14 protein-coding genes and 1 pseudogene are annotated in these 14,638 nt (G+C 56.1%); 10 read left to right on the top strand and 5 right to left on the bottom strand.

Annotated features, from left to right (window positions below; all coding sequences use genetic code 11):
• The first annotated feature begins 19 nt into the window (after window positions 1-19).
• Genes BLM14_RS20735 through BLM14_RS20725 form a run of 3 tightly spaced genes read left to right on the top strand, consistent with a single transcriptional unit; the run spans window position 20 to window position 1,767 of the window.
• Window positions 20-553 (top strand): invasion associated locus B family protein, encoded by a 534-nt coding sequence (locus BLM14_RS20735; RefSeq protein ID WP_157929566.1) that lies wholly within the window; start codon window positions 20-22, stop codon window positions 551-553.
• A gap of 15 nt (window positions 554-568) precedes the next feature.
• Window positions 569-1,237: a hypothetical protein gene (locus BLM14_RS20730; protein ID WP_133123978.1), complete on the top strand. Its 669-nt coding sequence runs from the start codon at window positions 569-571 to the stop codon at window positions 1,235-1,237.
• A 50-nt stretch (window positions 1,238-1,287) separates the two neighbouring features.
• Window positions 1,288-1,767 carry a DUF4189 domain-containing protein gene (locus tag BLM14_RS20725; RefSeq protein WP_418314260.1) on the top strand — a complete coding sequence of 160 codons (480 nt, stop codon included), beginning with the start codon at window positions 1,288-1,290 and terminating at the stop codon, window positions 1,765-1,767.
• 645 nt (window positions 1,768-2,412) lie between these two features.
• Here the strand turns inward: BLM14_RS20725 and BLM14_RS20720 are convergent.
• Together BLM14_RS20720 and BLM14_RS20715 are read right to left on the bottom strand one after the other, a co-directional pair.
• The gene (locus tag BLM14_RS20720; RefSeq protein ID WP_100001789.1) at window positions 2,413-3,957 is read right to left on the bottom strand and encodes a Fic family protein; all 1,545 of its coding nucleotides are present in this window, start codon (window positions 3,955-3,957) and stop codon (window positions 2,413-2,415) included.
• 753 nt (window positions 3,958-4,710) lie between these two features.
• A pseudogene (locus BLM14_RS20715) lies at window positions 4,711-5,067 on the bottom strand (nuclear transport factor 2 family protein).
• A 545-nt stretch (window positions 5,068-5,612) separates the two neighbouring features.
• On the opposite strand from BLM14_RS20715, the gene BLM14_RS20710 reads away from it, so the two are divergent.
• On the top strand, window positions 5,613-6,536 hold the full coding sequence (locus tag BLM14_RS20710; RefSeq protein ID WP_100001788.1) for an NmrA family NAD(P)-binding protein: 924 nt from the start codon (window positions 5,613-5,615) through the stop codon (window positions 6,534-6,536).
• Window positions 6,537-6,853: 317 nt separating this feature from the next.
• On the top strand, window positions 6,854-7,573 hold the full coding sequence (locus BLM14_RS20705) for a hypothetical protein (RefSeq protein ID WP_100001787.1): 720 nt from the start codon (window positions 6,854-6,856) through the stop codon (window positions 7,571-7,573).
• A 130-nt stretch (window positions 7,574-7,703) separates the two neighbouring features.
• Here the strand turns inward: BLM14_RS20705 and trxB are convergent, their stop codons facing one another.
• The 3 genes from trxB to BLM14_RS20690 form a co-directional block, all read right to left on the bottom strand.
• Entirely contained in the window at window positions 7,704-8,663 is a 960-nt protein-coding gene (trxB, locus tag BLM14_RS20700; RefSeq protein WP_100001786.1) for a thioredoxin-disulfide reductase, read from the bottom strand.
• Between the two features lie 48 nt (window positions 8,664-8,711).
• Window positions 8,712-8,870, bottom strand: coding sequence for a DUF1127 domain-containing protein (locus tag BLM14_RS20695; RefSeq protein ID WP_100001785.1), 159 nt, complete (start codon window positions 8,868-8,870; stop codon window positions 8,712-8,714).
• Between the two features lie 112 nt (window positions 8,871-8,982).
• Window positions 8,983-9,516, bottom strand: a complete 534-nt coding sequence (locus BLM14_RS20690; protein WP_100001784.1) for a YkgB family protein — start codon at window positions 9,514-9,516, stop codon at window positions 8,983-8,985.
• A 500-nt stretch (window positions 9,517-10,016) separates the two neighbouring features.
• Between BLM14_RS20690 and BLM14_RS20685 the strand changes: the two genes are divergently transcribed.
• From BLM14_RS20685 to BLM14_RS20665, 5 genes are all read left to right on the top strand, one after another.
• Window positions 10,017-10,640, top strand: a complete 624-nt coding sequence (locus tag BLM14_RS20685; protein ID WP_100001783.1) for a TetR/AcrR family transcriptional regulator — start codon at window positions 10,017-10,019, stop codon at window positions 10,638-10,640.
• Window positions 10,641-10,810: 170 nt separating this feature from the next.
• Entirely contained in the window at window positions 10,811-11,206 is a 396-nt protein-coding gene (locus tag BLM14_RS20680; RefSeq protein WP_100001782.1) for a VOC family protein, read from the top strand.
• Window positions 11,207-11,299: 93 nt separating this feature from the next.
• On the top strand, window positions 11,300-12,625 hold the full coding sequence (locus tag BLM14_RS20675; protein ID WP_100001781.1) for an epoxide hydrolase family protein: 1,326 nt from the start codon (window positions 11,300-11,302) through the stop codon (window positions 12,623-12,625).
• Between the two features lie 244 nt (window positions 12,626-12,869).
• Window positions 12,870-13,271 carry a cupin domain-containing protein gene (locus tag BLM14_RS20670; protein ID WP_100001780.1) on the top strand — a complete coding sequence of 134 codons (402 nt, stop codon included), beginning with the start codon at window positions 12,870-12,872 and terminating at the stop codon, window positions 13,269-13,271.
• A 47-nt stretch (window positions 13,272-13,318) separates the two neighbouring features.
• Window positions 13,319-14,629: an epoxide hydrolase family protein gene (locus tag BLM14_RS20665; protein ID WP_100001779.1), complete on the top strand. Its 1,311-nt coding sequence runs from the start codon at window positions 13,319-13,321 to the stop codon at window positions 14,627-14,629.
• Window positions 14,630-14,638 lie beyond the last annotated feature (9 nt).

The following is a 14,638-nucleotide window of genomic DNA, read 5'->3' as shown; positions in this document are numbered from 1 at the left end:
GGAAAAGTCGTCGGCAATATTGAAGGTCCTGGTTTGCCTGCTCATTATGGGCAATCAGGCCGCCGCCGGAGGCTACAAAGTCAAATCATCAGACGTGTTGGTGCCACAAGGGGTGCCGATGGGTAAGTATCGCCGGATCATCCACCCTTTTGAGAATTGGATTCTCATTTGTGACGAGAACCTGAAGACCAGACGCAAGGTATGCAACATCAGCCAGACCTTCACCGATGAGACGGGAGCACAGGTGTTCAGTTGGTCGCTGGCAGCAAATGTGGACGGTAAGCCCTTCATGATCTTGCGAGCACCAGCGGTGATTGGCGCCGGCAGTAAGATTTCGCTGAAGCTTGCGGGAATAGACCGCGACGTGGATGTCGAGGTGAAGGCTTGCGACGCGTCGATCTGTATTGGCTATCAGCCTGTCGGTCCCATCCTGCGCCAGCAGATTGGAAAAGAGACAACGGCCAAGGTGTCATACTTTATGAGCTCGGGTGAGAACGTCAGCATCGATGCCCCCTTCAAAGGACTTGCGGCTGCCCTGTCCGCAATCAAATAGTGAAAGAATATCAAATTGACCAAGCAATCAATCAATGATCGGATCCTATCTCGTTCGCAGAACAAGACAGATGCGGAAGTTCAAGCTGGCTCAGGTTCACCGCTTATGCGGCGGATCACATTATTCTGCAGCATCGGTGCTTTTCTGGCGGCCGGGGCGGCACTCGCTTTTCAAATCGGTCCCCACATTGGTGCGTTTTTATCTACTGAAGCGACGGCCCAGTCTCAAGTTCCCGAAAGCGCCAAAGGTGATACACCATTCCGGAAACATATCAGCCAGGCCGGCATTCGCACCTGTGCCAATCTTTTCCCGGTGCTCGGACAAGCGCTGACCTTTGGCTCGACCTATGCCGTTAACACCCAGTGGAACAATAGTACTCCCGATGCACATTCCGTGCAGGCCGTTGCTGGGATGAGCTACGACACGCCAGAGTATAAGGAACAAGCAGGGGGTGTCGTCGTTGCCTCACCGACGGCGGCAGGGTGTGAGGGGACTTTTGTCCGAGTAGCACCGTTTCAAAAGCCCTGCCAGGAGGTAATCACCACCTTGCCACAGGGAAGCACGCTTGCTGAAACCCTTTCCGGAATGCCGTTTTACAATCTTGCAAATAATTCCGGTCAAGCCCTGCTGATCCCCTCAGGCAATTCCTGTGTCGTTGTTTCCGTCGGGAGTTTGGCAGGATGAAAACGCCATATCGTTCTCGCATAGCAACACCCAGACAATGGAGCGTTCGTATGTATGTTAACCGCATTCTTTCGATTGGACTGCTCTCAATGGTCATTGGCCTTGCTCCCAGCAGCCGGGCGGCCGACATGTCTGACCCCGGGTCGATCCCGGAGCCGACCCTCGCAGAAAAAGGGATCTGGGGTGCGATCGCCTACTCCACAACGGACAATAGACACGGTTTCTTTTGGGGGGCGGATAAACGAGATGAAGCGGAGAATATCGCCCTCAAATATTGCGAGAACGCAGATGGAAAAAACTGCAAGATCGTTACGGTTTTCCGCAATCATCGTCACTGGAATGACGATGACGGTACCGGCTTCCCCTACGAGCACTGCGCCGCCTTATCTGTGGGCAAGCCTGCAGCCGGAGGAACCTCGCCCTGGGGGGCTGCCTCGGACGAGACCCGACAGAAAGCAGAGGAAAGGGCGACAAATCTGTGCGGAGGCGAGGGGCAGGATTGCAAGATCCGCGAGTGGGTCTGTACCTGACGTCCATTGTCAAGAGGACGGGAAGAACAAAGCCCACCAAGTGAGGGTATAGAGTTGAAAGGGGTTCTGTTGCGAGTTTTACAGGGTCATCGGCCCGCACAGTTAGTCCGTTTTCGGCGGCGCCCTTGTGGATGACCTTACGTCGGGCTTAACGGCGAACCCGTGGCCTTGCCCAATCCAACAACGACGCAACAGTGGAGATCCGTCATGAGCGAAGTTTCTAAGATTCCTGCCGCCCAGAGCGCGATCTAAGCCCCCCGAATACGCGGCTGCGCCCGAAGATCCCGGCCAATCCGTTCCCTCCAGCGCGTCTACCAGCCCCGAGGTAGTGACTCAAGAAGCTTCTCGGGGCCAGCTGGAATGAGCAGCGTAACGGCGAGACCGAAGCCGCTCCTTCCAGCTCGGATGCAGTCGCCCAGGCCAACTCGTCTCACGCCAGCGAGGCCACGGATCAATCGTTTTTATAGTTGAGGAACTCGCTGTTGCAGTGCGATAACTTTCCAAAGTGTCGGAAGCGCTCAGGCCGAGCTGGCGACGCGATCGACGTCAGCGCCACGGTCAAAGCGTTGGCGGAACGAGGATTGCGCTTCGCATTTCTGGTTCAGGCATGGCCGGGTTGGATGGGCACATGACTAGCCAACACCGTTAGCGTACGCCGCTACTTGCTTGTTCAAACGACCACTTCACCTGCTCTGCCAGGAACGCGGCAAACGGCTTCACATTCATATTGCCGCTCGCCTCCTCCAGCCCTGCCAGATAGGCCCTGCGGTCTTCCACCCTGACGACTGTCCAGGGATAACCGCCGGAGGCCAGCATGGCATTCATGAGAAACCGCGCCATCCGGCCATTGCCGTCCGGATAGGGGTGCACATAACCCACGAGCCAGTGCCCGAGCACGGCGCGCACCGACGCTTCTTTCTCCGCCTCCAGTAAATCGAATAGCTCGTTCATCCCATCGGCCACCGCCTCTGTTCGCGGCGGTACATGTGGCGAGCCGCGCAGGTACACAGGTTGGTTGCGATATCCGGCAAGCGCACTCGCCCTGAGTATACCAGCGGTCACGGACGGCGCGAACAGTTCCCGGTACCATTCTCGGTGTGTATCCCGCGTCAACGCTCCCGCCGGCTTGCCGTTTATGATAGCGGCGACCGACTCTTTGACCTTCTGAAAGGCGAGGTAGTAACCGCGCGCGGCAAGCGCATCGCGGTTCTTGCGGTCCTCTTCATCGATCTCCGGGTTCCAGCTTCCTTCTCTCACACGGTCGATGAGCTCGGGTGTGACGCTGTACCCTTCGATCGACAGCGAATGATAGGCGTCGCTCTCGTAGATATCCTCGACGAACTTCATATAGGCGTCCTTGTCGGCCGGCAGGCCAGACGCCTTTGGGAATATTTCAACGACGGCTTCGCGCTGCGATTCCCAGATCGCGCGCAGGCGGGCTACCAGCGGCGGTACCCCCGCCGGGATAGCGGTCACACCAGCTTGTCCCGCGAACGGATCGGACTCGCGCACGTCATACCCGGCCGCTTTAAAGGCCGCCACGATTTCATCCGCGAAGGCGTCGCGCCCTACGCGGCGGAAAGCGCCGGCAAGCCGTCCCGCCACGGCGGAATGGCCGCCATCAAGCAGTAAGGCCAGAACAGTTGAGACGTCGCGCACCGACGCCATTGCGACCTGCATCTCGATCGGCGCGCGCTGGAAAAATCCTTCCGGCACACGAATAAGCGCGGCCTCAACGGTGATTACGCGCTGACTGTTCTTTTCCGTCAGCTGTTCTGGCATTTCCTTGACCTGGAGGTCATAGATGGAAGTGCCAAACAACAGGTCGATTTTGTTGTTCTTGCCCTTGGGTGTGTTAACGACCACCTGCGGCGGAATGGTGGGCGCTTCCGCATGCAGCAAAAGCGACTGCTCTGGTGACAAGAACCAGTCCTTGCCGAACCGCTCATTGCAGTACAGAGAACAGAATTCCCAGAAGCTTGCGTACCAGGGGGTGGTGTCCTGTTGTTGCGCCTGGGGGCCGGTCGACATGACCCAGCCTCTGATCACATCGCGCAGAAAGCCATTCTGCAGCAGGCGCTCGCGGTGAACGCGGGATAGTTCGTCCGACTTGAATATGCGCCGCCCGCCTTCCTGCAGCTTTTTGAGGATGCCTAGGGATTCAGCGAGTTTTTCATGGGGCTTGGCCATGACCGTGCCTTTGCAAGTTTTTGGTGTTGTGCGATTACAAGTATATAATGATGATCTATCACAAGTCAATGATGCCGTGAACGCACAAGTTTTTAGTGATGAGTAATCGCAAGTTTTTAATGCTTCGTGCCCAAATATGAGGTATCCTCAATGGGATTGCTATGTCACTTAAGCGGGTACCGCGGCCTCCGCGCGCCAATTTCCTGGCGCTTAAGGGCATGTTTTATTTGTCCTCAGCAGCTGCCGTCAGTTTTGATTAAATAAATATCGCTGTTCCAATATGTGCTTCGAAAATCGCATAATGGCTCATCCGGAACCGCATTAAAGGAAACCGCTAAAGCGGGCTGCAGTTCGTGTCCTTTCAAGGCGTTCGGAGTTCGAAATCAGATTTCCAATGAGCCGCCGTCCATCAGTCCGCAGTAATTGTATGGAATTAGTAGGTGAGCCGATAATGCATGTGCCAATCTATTCGTCATTATGGCCGTAACGATCACCGAGCCCTCACCATTGAATGACCGAGATGGGGCCGGAAACAGACCGGCAGCTTTCGGCTGAAGGCACCGGTAAGCGGACGTCCTGCTGCCCGACCGCATCGTCGCCTCATCAGCTAATGGCCCAAAGCCGCCGTTCACCACTGTGCTCTCCAGTAGATATCTGAAGTTCAGCTCCGTCAGTCTTGAATAAATTTAATCGGAGGAGCAAGAACAAGGATCGTCCAGCCGGCTCGCGTGGACATACTCACTGCACCATTTTTCAATATGAGTCTTTGCGGACTACCTTGCCGTCGCGAAACGTGTAGAAGTCACATCCCCGGACTTCCTTTCTCGTCCCATCGAGAGTGGTGCCCGTAAGGGTCTATTTTGAGATGCCAGTCTCGGTATCCGAATCTACAAAATGCTGCTCGTTGCCGTAATGAACATCGGGCAGGCCCTCAAAGCGTGTTGCCAGCGCTTCGCGTACGTTCCATTTGCCCTCGAAACGAGAGCCCCAAGGATCGTTTCCCCGCGGCATCTCCAATACACAATCATCAGAAAAGAACGTCATGATGCGATCAAGATCGTGCGCGTTGAAGGCCTCACACAGCTCCTTCAGTGTCGATCGAATGTCCATGGCCGCGTCTCCATTCAGTCGGTGTCGCTGGCAATAGAACCACAGTGGCCCATAGGATTCCATTCGCTCATGTTCATTATGAGAGCTTCGCCCCCCCGGATGAGCTGCTCATCGTCCATCCCGGTATGCTTCCCACCTTGCGCAACAATGAACGTCTCACGCTGTTACCACATCCCGAGTCAGGGGTTTGCCTTGGCTCCTTCGTTGGGCATGGGAGCAGTGTTGCAGCTTTGCTATGCAGCGCTTCCGGCGTAGGATTAGTGAGGTGCCTGGACCCGAGTCCAAAAGTCGTTGAAGGCGATTCTGATCGTTAGGTGAGTTCTTGCTATCATCCAGCCAGCAGTAGGATTGCCCGCCACGCCTTCGTTACAGCCAGTATAATATGGGCCGGGATGATTGTGTGGATTTTGTCGTACTCACACACTCTTCAGCCAAGCCTACCGAAAGACCAGACGCTCACCTGTGGGCGACGCTGTGGACGATTACACTAAGTCTAAAATATTGTGATCCTCAATAATACCTTACGGCAACGAAAAGAGACAGATATGGCAACGAACACCACCCAAAAAAGGCCAATACTGGTCACAGGTGCGGCAGGAGACATCGGCGCTGTCGGCAGAAATCTCACCGCAAACCTTCTCCACAACGGACATAAGGTACGTGCCCTGGTTAGGCGAGAGGACGAGCGAGCTGAAGTCCTGCGGCAGCTTGGTGCTGAAGTCGTCCAGGGCGACCTGACAGACCTCGGTTCGATGCATCGAGCGATCGATGGTTGTTCACGGATCTATTTCGGTATGTCTGTTTCTCCAGCGTATCTGGAGGCTACCGTCAACACTGCCGCTGTGGCACGCCATCATGGCATCGAGGCTTTCGTTAACATGTCACAGATGACCGTGACACAGATGAGCATCACCGAAACTACCGATAGTCCGCAGCATAAGTTGCACTGGCTTGCCGAACAGGCCCTCACTTGGTCGGGGCTGCCAGTCGTGACTGTCCGCCCCACTGTTTTTCTGGAAGGGTTCTTTCTCCGCTTAGCTGCAGCGGGCGTGAAGGCAAAAGACGAGTTGATGGTGCCGCTTGGTAACAGCAAGACTTCGCCTATCTCGGCCGTCGACGTTGCCGAGGCTGTTTCGGCCATCCTTGACAATCCGGCACCGCATATCGGGAAGATCTACAATCTGACTGGATTTGAGTCTGCGGATTTGGACCACTATGCGCAAGCCTTCTCCGAGGCGCTGGGCCGGACCATACGCTACCGCAATGTTCCACTTGATGCCTGGGTTGAAAAGCTTCGGGAGCTTGGTGTGCCCGCCCATTTGATCAGCCACCTTGCTGTGATGGCCGATCTCCACACGCAAGGGCGCTATGATCGTATGACCGACGACCTTTTCAAGCTTACGGGTAAGACACCAACCAGCATGCATGACTTCGTCAAACTTCATTCCGCAGACTTTACACGAACCTAAGTAGGCCCGCGGAGAGAGGCTAGTACAACGTGATGCGCGGTTTCGCAGCACTCAGACTATTGCATGTTCTTCGGTGGTGATCGTGGTGGGAAGCACGCCCGCGCTCACCTGCATTTCATGATATACTCAACGACGAGTATACGAAAACACTGGCGATATAAAAATTCGAATATGAGTAGAACTTTGCGGCAGGCGTTCGAATGTGGCCCCCACATCCGTTATTCCAACCTCATACTGGGCGTTCCGCGGCTCGGGTCAGTTCCCGAGGTATCGCACGGTAGAGGCATTTCAACTGTTCACTTTATGGAGCGATGATAATGATCGACCTGTTGAACAAAGTTCTAGCCGCACATGGCGGCCTTGAGTGCTGGAACTCTTTTGAGAAAGCTAGCACGACGATTGTCTCAGGCGGCGAACTATGGGGGATGAAAGGAATTGAGGCTGATGCAACGCCTCGTCGTGTAACCGCGGCAATTCATCACGAGTGGGCGAACATAGTGCCCTACGGCAATCCCGACTGGCGCATGACTTTCGTACCCGAGCGCGTTGTCATCGAGACCACAGATGGAGCGACCATCGCCGAACGGGACGATCCGCGGGCTGCCTTCGCCAGCCACACGCTAAGCACACCGTGGGATCCGCTCCACCGAGCTTATTTCAACGGGTACGCCATGTGGACATACCTGAATACTCCGTTTTTGATGGCGCTTCCTGGCTTCCAGACTGAGGAAGTCGCGGCTTGGGAAGAAGAAGGAGAAATGTGGCGCGTCTTGCGGACAACGTTCCCCGAAGCAATCGAAAGCCATTGCCCGGTTCAGGATTTCTATTTTGGACCAGATTTTTTACTTCGTCGCCATGACTACCACGTCGATATCTCCGGCAGCTTTCCAGCCGCCCAATATGTCCACGATATAGCGGAAGCCGATGGCATCAAGTTTCCGACGAAACGACGAGCCCATCCGCTGGATGCTGATGGCCGTCCCGATCGTGACCGGACTTATGTATGGATCGATCTTGACGAATACGCCATGAGCTGAGCTTTTTGGCTATGAAGTAATTCTATCCTACGTCCCAGTTTAAGTCGGTTGTTACCGCGAAGAAGGGTTCCTCGCCGCGGTAACGGATAGAGGACAGACAAGCCCGCTTTACCCCCCGCCTTAACGTTTCTCAAATAACAGCATCAGGTGAGTGCTCGGTCAGGAAACTATTGGCTTCCAAAGCTGCCATGCTTCCCATTCCGGCGGAACTAACGGCCTGGCGGAACACCGGGTCGATAACGTCGCCGGCTGCAAAGCAACCAGGAACGGATGTTTTTGTCGACCACGATCCAACCTTGATGTAGCCGTCTTCATCCATGTCGAGTTGACCGCGGAACAAAGCTGTTGCTGGATCGTGACCGATGGCAACGAAGACGCCGTGTGTGGACAGCTCCTTCGTCTCGCCGGTGTTCAAGTCACGGACCCGAACGCCAGTCACCGACTTCGTCGGCTCGTGCTTGCCGAGGATCTCGTCGATGACGTGGTTCCAGACTACCTCAACATTCGGTTTGGCCAAGAGGCGGTCCTGCAGGATTGGCTCCGCCCGGAAGCGGTCACGGCGATGGATGACCGTGACCTTGGAGGCAATCTTCGACAGGTAGAGCGCTTCTTCTACGGCTGTGTTGCCGCCTCCCACAACTACAACTTCCTTATCGCGATAGAAAAAACCATCACACGTTGCGCAGGCTGAGACGCCGTAACCATTGAATGCCTCCTCCGAGGGGAGCCGAAGCCAGCGGGCCTGGGCACCCGTTGCAATGATGAGTGTGTCGGCGATGTACGTGTCGCCGGAGTCACCTTGAGCATGGAACGGGCGTTTGGAGAGATCGACAGAGGTTATTGTGTCGTACACCAGGCTGGTGCCGACATTCTCCGCCTGCTGCCGCATCTGCTCCATGAGCCAAGGTCCTTGAACTGGTTCAGCGAACCCAGGGTAATTCTCGACATCTGTCGTGATGGTAAGCTGGCCACCCGGCTGGATGCCGGTCACCAGAAGCGGCTTCAAGTTAGCACGGGCAGCGTAGATGGCGGCGGTATAACCAGCCGGTCCAGCCCCGATGATCAGGACCTTGGTATGATGCGTCTTCATTGGTTGTTCTCCTTCCTCCACGAGGAAAATGTGTTCAGGAAGTGAGGTTTACGAGACTGTGTTCTGGCGCGATGCGACGACATCGATCTCGTAACGGGAGATGCCAATATCCGCGAGCTCGCGATCGGTGAGTTGCATAAGTTCGCGGGTGATCTGGCGGTAGCGCTGATGGGCGCGGATCTTCGACATTACATAGGTCGCAAACATGAGTATTCCTTTATGTTGAACCGACCGACACGGCCGGTTTGAAAATGGGGGTTGCTGTCATATTTGTATCGGTACGAGGGCCGAGCCGAGGGGGCTCCGCCCTCGTGCTCGGTCAGGCACGGGCTGAGCGGAGCGCTGCGAGCGAGTCGATGGCGATCCAGAGTGAGAGGGCGAGCAGGCCGACGTCCTTGAGCAGGAACTGTCCGGGAGCGACCGAGATCGCCGGAAAGCTGAGTTCCGGCACGACCACGCCGGGGGTCGTCACCATGAAGCTAAGCGTGGTCGCGAACAGCCCAGCCGAGAGCACCCCGCCGACGAGCGAGTACACCGGGTTGAGGAGCCGTGCCGCGATCAGGGCACCGATGCTGAGCTCAAGGACACCGAGGAGGCTTGAGAAGTCACGCACGCTGAACAGGGAATAGGTCCAGCTCAACAGAGGATTGTTGCCGACCAGGCCAGTCAGGCCTTCCGCTTCATAGGCGGTGAACTTCATGCCACCGAACCAGGTATAAATCAGAACCAGCGAGGCATAGAGGCCCACTGCGGCGATGATCCGGCCGTAGCGCTCGACTAGATCAAGGGGCAAAGTGGCGCGGGCCTGAACGCTTGGATACGCCGCGACGCCGTGGATAGAAACATGAGGCATTGTCTTCTCCTGGGTTGTCCGCGTTGGGCGATCCGCCCTGCTGACGCGGGATAAACGATACCGATCTGTATCGAATAGTGAGAGAAGTATACTGATCTGTATCGTTTGGCAAGGTCCATTTGAAATTATTTGCATATGTCCTCGAAGGTCGCTCCTCTCTGTAATGCCATCGCAGGCCAATCGCTCGCTCCCAATTGCAGTGCAGAAGAGTACAGGGCCGTTTCTCAGACGAGGGGTGCGACGTGCTGAACAGGATCGGAACCGCATCGCTAGGTTCGCACGAGAAGAAAGGGCAAAGCGCCTGAAGCGTTGCAAGCGTGGTCAGGAGTGCGCCCTTTGCTAGTCTTAAAAAAAGACAAAGTTGTATCCTATAGAGTCAAGTATCGTAGATTTGTTGGGTCTCTCTTGCAAAATCGCAAGATCCGGCTCGGATGGCCCTTGCCTTTGCCTTGAGCCGCCGCTAAATTAAGATACAGATCTGTAACATTTGTGAGGATGAGATGCGCCGTTCAGAAATCCGGGATCACCTGCTCGACACTGCACTTAGGCTGTTTAACCAGCGCGGCTATCATGCGACCGGCATCGACCTGATCATCGCCGAGGGTGGAGTGGCCAAGACGACACTATACCGGCACTTTGAAACCAAGGAGGACCTGATCCTGGCCGCCCTCGAACGGCGTGACGAGGAAGACCGCGCTGCCATGCGTGCCTTTGTCGGGCAGCATGCGAGCGATCCGGTCGAGCGCCTTCTGGCAACGTTCGATTACCTCGAAACCTCGTTCAACGATAAACAGTTCCGCGGCTGCATTTTTGTGAGTGCGGCTGGTGAGCATAAGGATCCCACCAATCCCGTGTTCCGCGCTGCGGAAATGCATAAGCGCCTTGTGCTCGCGTATTTTGAGGAACTCGCCCACGCCGCGCGGTTTGCCGAGCCGAAGCGGATCGCGGCCGAAATTAACCTGTTGCACGAAGGAGCGTTCGCCGTCGCGCAGATAACCCGCATCGCCGAGCCCGCACGGCAGGCCAAACACATGGCGGGACAGCTGCTCGCCGGGGAAGGAGCATTCTCGGTTGGCACCATTAGCCAGTTAGCGCAGACGTCTGATCTAAAGCGCGGGCATTGAACCTGGCGTCATCAATCGTATCAGACTGTATCTCGCCTGACAGATTCCCGCATTTGCTTACAATCTGACGGGGTAGCAGAAACAATCCATACACGAACAGCGCGCCTTATCCCGCGAGCCGGAAGAGCCATTGGCCACGGCGAAATTAATCAAATCGCAAAGGATGAGATATGACCATACATCAATTGTTGGGGCACGCCGTTGTGGGAACCAACGACTTGGACACCGCGACAGACTTCTATGACAAATTGTTCGCACTATTCGGCGTGGGCCGCATTCTCGAACAGGCCGGACGTGCAGTTTACTTCGGAACAACCAAGCTGGAGTTCGGCGTGATAAACCCCTACAACGGCGACCGTGCCACCATCGGCAACGGTAACATGGTCGCGTTGAGCGCACGTTCCCGTGCCCATGTCGATGAAGTATATGCTTGTGCACTGGAACTCGGTGGTACTGATGAGGGCCGGCCGGGTCCGCGCGGCCCAGACCAGGATGGACCGTATTGCGCGTATTTCCGTGATCTCGACGGCAACAAGGTTTTGGTCTTCCACGCTGGCCAGCACTAAGGCATAGGCGTACAATACCTCATTTATCGCTCGATTATGAATCAGCGGAGCAAGTCTCTTTTCAACAAATGCATACTAAAGGAGGCATAAGAAATGAGGAATTTGCTCTATATCCACCAGCGTGAAAAGTTTACGGGTCCGGCGATAACACGGCGCAGCTTGCTGGCAGCCGCGGTCGCCGGAAGCGTGATAAGTTTTTTCCCCGGCCAGCTCGGGGCATCAAGCGGCCAAGACGCAATTCGACCCTTCAGCGTATCGATTCCGGAAGATCAGCTGGTTGAACTTCGGCGGCGCATTGCAGCTACACGGTGGCCCGAAAAGGAAACCGTAGACGACAGCTCGCAAGGCGTGCCCCTTGCCACGATGCAGAAGCTCGCGCGCTATTGGGCGACAGAGTACGACTGGCGCAAGGGGGAGGCGAAATTGAACGCCTTTCCGCAGTTCATCACGGAAATCGATGGGCTGGACATTCATTTCATCCACGTCCGTTCGAAGCATGAGAATGCGCTGCCACTCATCGTCACGCATGGATGGCCGGGTTCGGTTTTCGAGCAATTGAAGATCATCGAGCCACTCGTAAATCCCACGGCCCACGGTGGCAGCGAATCCGACGCCTTTCATGTGGTGATTCCGTCAATGCCGGGCTACGGATTTTCAGGCAAGCCGACCACGCCTGGCTGGGGTCCCGAACGCATGGGCCGGGCATGGGCCGAACTGATGAAACGCCTTGATTACACCAGCTATGTCGCCCAGGGCGGCGACTGGGGAGCATTTGTCGTCGACCAGATGGGCTTGCAGGCGCCCGAGGGCTTGCTCGGCATCCACACCAACATGCCTGCCACTGTACCGGCTGATGTCGACAAGGTTCTCCAGGCCGGCGGATCGCCGCCATCTGATCTATCGGCTGAAGAAAAACGCGCTTATGAGCAGCTTGTTGCGACGTTCAAGCAAGTCGACTACGCAAGGCTGATGGCAACGCGCCCGCAAACCCTGTACGGCATTGCGGACTCACCGGTCGGCCTGGCCGCATGGCTTCTCGACCACAATGATGCTGGCGGCCAGCCGGCCGCGGCGGTCGCCATGGCTCTGGACCACACGGAGAGCTCCGCGGGCGAACTGACGCGAGATGAGATCCTCGATAACATCACGCTCTATTGGCTAACCAACACCGGGGTCTCCGCTTCCCGTCTCTATTGGGAATACAAGGGCGGCTTTTTCAACACCAAGGGCGTCTCCATCCCCGTGGCCGTGAGCGTCTTCCCTGGCGAGCAGTACGAGGCCCCGCGGAGCTGGACGGAGCGTGCCTATCCAAAGCTCATCCACTACAACAAAGTAGAGAAGGGCGGGCATTTCGCTGCTTGGGAACAGCCGCAACTCTTCGCCCAAGAGGTGCGTGCCGGCTTCAAGTCGCTTCGATAATGCGCCGATCGCGAAAAGGTTCGACCCCGTTCACGTGGCTCGCGTGATCGGGATGCATGTTTCGACACGAACACATTGAGATACAAAAGGCCATGTAGCCAGACACATTCTCAGTACAACAGTTTGGTCAAATGAGCTCGCTGGCTTCGGTAGGGCCTGAATAACACAGACCATCCCTCCAAGAGCACCAGAGTAGTGTTGTCACGCGCAGTCGAGAGACGCCGACGAGGAAAAGGATAAATAGATGAAACGCACTCCGATGATTTTGGCCGCGATGTTTCTCGCAGGCAGCGGCTTTACAATGAATGTCGCAATGGCGCAGCAGAACGGAATTTCGCGCACCGATCTTTTGCAGGAAGCCATCAGCGCGGAGGGCCGCCAGGCGGTACAGGTTCGCGTTGACTTTGAACCAGGCGCGGTCTCAATCAAGCATTCGCACCCTGGCGAAGAAATCGCGTATGTCCTCGAAGGCACTCTGGAATATACGCTTGAGGGCAGGCAACCGATTACTCTTAAGGCAGGTGAGGCTTTGTTCATTCCGTCTGGTGTCGTCCACCTCGCCAAGAACGTCGGTGACACAAAGGCCTCGGAGCTTGCGACTTACATCGTCGAAACGGGAAAAACGCTCGTCGAGCCGGTTAAGTGACCGTTCTTTGGTGCTCGGACAATCCGAAGAATATTTAGGGGTCAGAGATGATTAATCAGCAAACGAAAAAGCCGACCGCTCTGACCCGCCGGGCATTGCTCATCAGCGGAGCGGTGGCTGCAAGCATAGCGGCTTTCGGGTCCCAAATCGCGGTCGTCGAGACGGGCGCTCAAGCTCTGGCGTCAAATGACATCCGGCCATTCCGCGTCAATATACCCGCAGAGGCGCTGGCCGACCTGAATCGGCGGCTCGGCGCAACCCGGTGGCCAGAAGCGGAAACCGTCGATGACCGCTCTCAAGGGGTCCAATTGTCCAACCTTCAGGCGCTCGTTCGCTATTGGGAGACTGAGTACGACTGGCGCAGGGCGGAGCAAAAGCTCAATTCGCTGCCACAGTTCTTAACGGAGATAGACGGAGTGGACATCCACTTCATCCATGTTCGCTCACCCCATGCGGATGCGATGCCGCTCATCATGACGCACGGATGGCCTGGATCGATGTTCGAGTTACTCAAGGTCATTGGACCGCTTACCGACCCGACTGCACATGGTGGCAGCGCACGGGACGCCTTCCATCTTGTCCTTCCGTCCATTCCGGGCTTCGGCTTCTCGCAGAAGCCTCAGGGTACGGGATGGAATCCCGATCGTATCGCTCGAGCTTGGGACGTCCTGATGAAACGTATTGGATACAGTCACTACGTATCACAGGGCGGAGATTGGGGCGCTATCATTTCCGATAGCATGGGTCGACAGGCACCAAAGGGGCTCCTCGGCATTCACGTCAACAGGATCGAGCGTTCAACGACGATTCCGCCGGAAGTCGGAAAAGCGCTGAAGAATGGGGATCCCGCTCCGGATAATCTCAACGACGAAGAGAAGACGGTTTTCAATGAGGCCAGAGAATTTCTGAGCAAGGGCTTTGGCTACGCCGCCGTCATGGGGACGCGCCCTCAGACTATTGGATATAGCCTCGCTGACTCGCCCGTTGGACTGGCCGCCTGGTTTTATGACAAACTCGCCGACTGGGTATTTATCCGCGGAGAACCGGAACGAGCTTTCACCCGCGACGAAATCCTTGACAACATCACCCTTTATTGGCTGACAAATACGGGGCCTTCAAGCGCCCGAATTTATTGGGAGAACGCCACAAACGCTGCAATGCCCGGCATCATCTCCGTTCCGGTTGCGGTGACGATTTTCCCTGGAGAGGTCTATAGGCCACCTGAACACTGGGTTGAGCGGGCCTACCCAAACCTGATCTACTACAACAAGGTCGATAAAGGCGGGCATTTTGCGGCATGGGAAGAGCCCGAACTCTTCAGCGCCGAAGTGCGGGCCGCGTTCACGTCACTTCGCTAAATGCATCGA

This window comes from Phyllobacterium zundukense, from assembly GCF_002764115.1.
Taxonomy (GTDB): Bacteria; Pseudomonadota; Alphaproteobacteria; order Rhizobiales; family Rhizobiaceae; genus Phyllobacterium; species Phyllobacterium zundukense.
The sequence above is the reverse complement of the archived record's forward strand: the minus strand, read 5'-3'. Positions and strand labels throughout refer to the sequence as shown.

Coding starts and splice junctions, on each gene's coding strand:
- BLM14_RS20725 (WP_418314260.1), top strand. CDS start 1,288: ATGTATGTTAACCGCATTCTTTCGATTGGACTGCTCTCAATGGTCATT.
- BLM14_RS20720 (WP_100001789.1), bottom strand. CDS start 3,957: ATGGCCAAGCCCCATGAAAAACTCGCTGAATCCCTAGGCATCCTCAAA.
- BLM14_RS20710 (WP_100001788.1), top strand. CDS start 5,613: ATGGCAACGAACACCACCCAAAAAAGGCCAATACTGGTCACAGGTGCG.
- BLM14_RS20705 (WP_100001787.1), top strand. CDS start 6,854: ATGATCGACCTGTTGAACAAAGTTCTAGCCGCACATGGCGGCCTTGAG.
- trxB (WP_100001786.1), bottom strand. CDS start 8,663: ATGAAGACGCATCATACCAAGGTCCTGATCATCGGGGCTGGACCGGCT.
- BLM14_RS20695 (WP_100001785.1), bottom strand. CDS start 8,870: ATGTTTGCGACCTATGTAATGTCGAAGATCCGCGCCCATCAGCGCTAC.
- BLM14_RS20690 (WP_100001784.1), bottom strand. CDS start 9,516: ATGCCTCATGTTTCTATCCACGGCGTCGCGGCGTATCCAAGCGTTCAG.
- BLM14_RS20685 (WP_100001783.1), top strand. CDS start 10,017: ATGCGCCGTTCAGAAATCCGGGATCACCTGCTCGACACTGCACTTAGG.
- BLM14_RS20680 (WP_100001782.1), top strand. CDS start 10,811: ATGACCATACATCAATTGTTGGGGCACGCCGTTGTGGGAACCAACGAC.
- BLM14_RS20675 (WP_100001781.1), top strand. CDS start 11,300: ATGAGGAATTTGCTCTATATCCACCAGCGTGAAAAGTTTACGGGTCCG.
- BLM14_RS20670 (WP_100001780.1), top strand. CDS start 12,870: ATGAAACGCACTCCGATGATTTTGGCCGCGATGTTTCTCGCAGGCAGC.
- BLM14_RS20665 (WP_100001779.1), top strand. CDS start 13,319: ATGATTAATCAGCAAACGAAAAAGCCGACCGCTCTGACCCGCCGGGCA.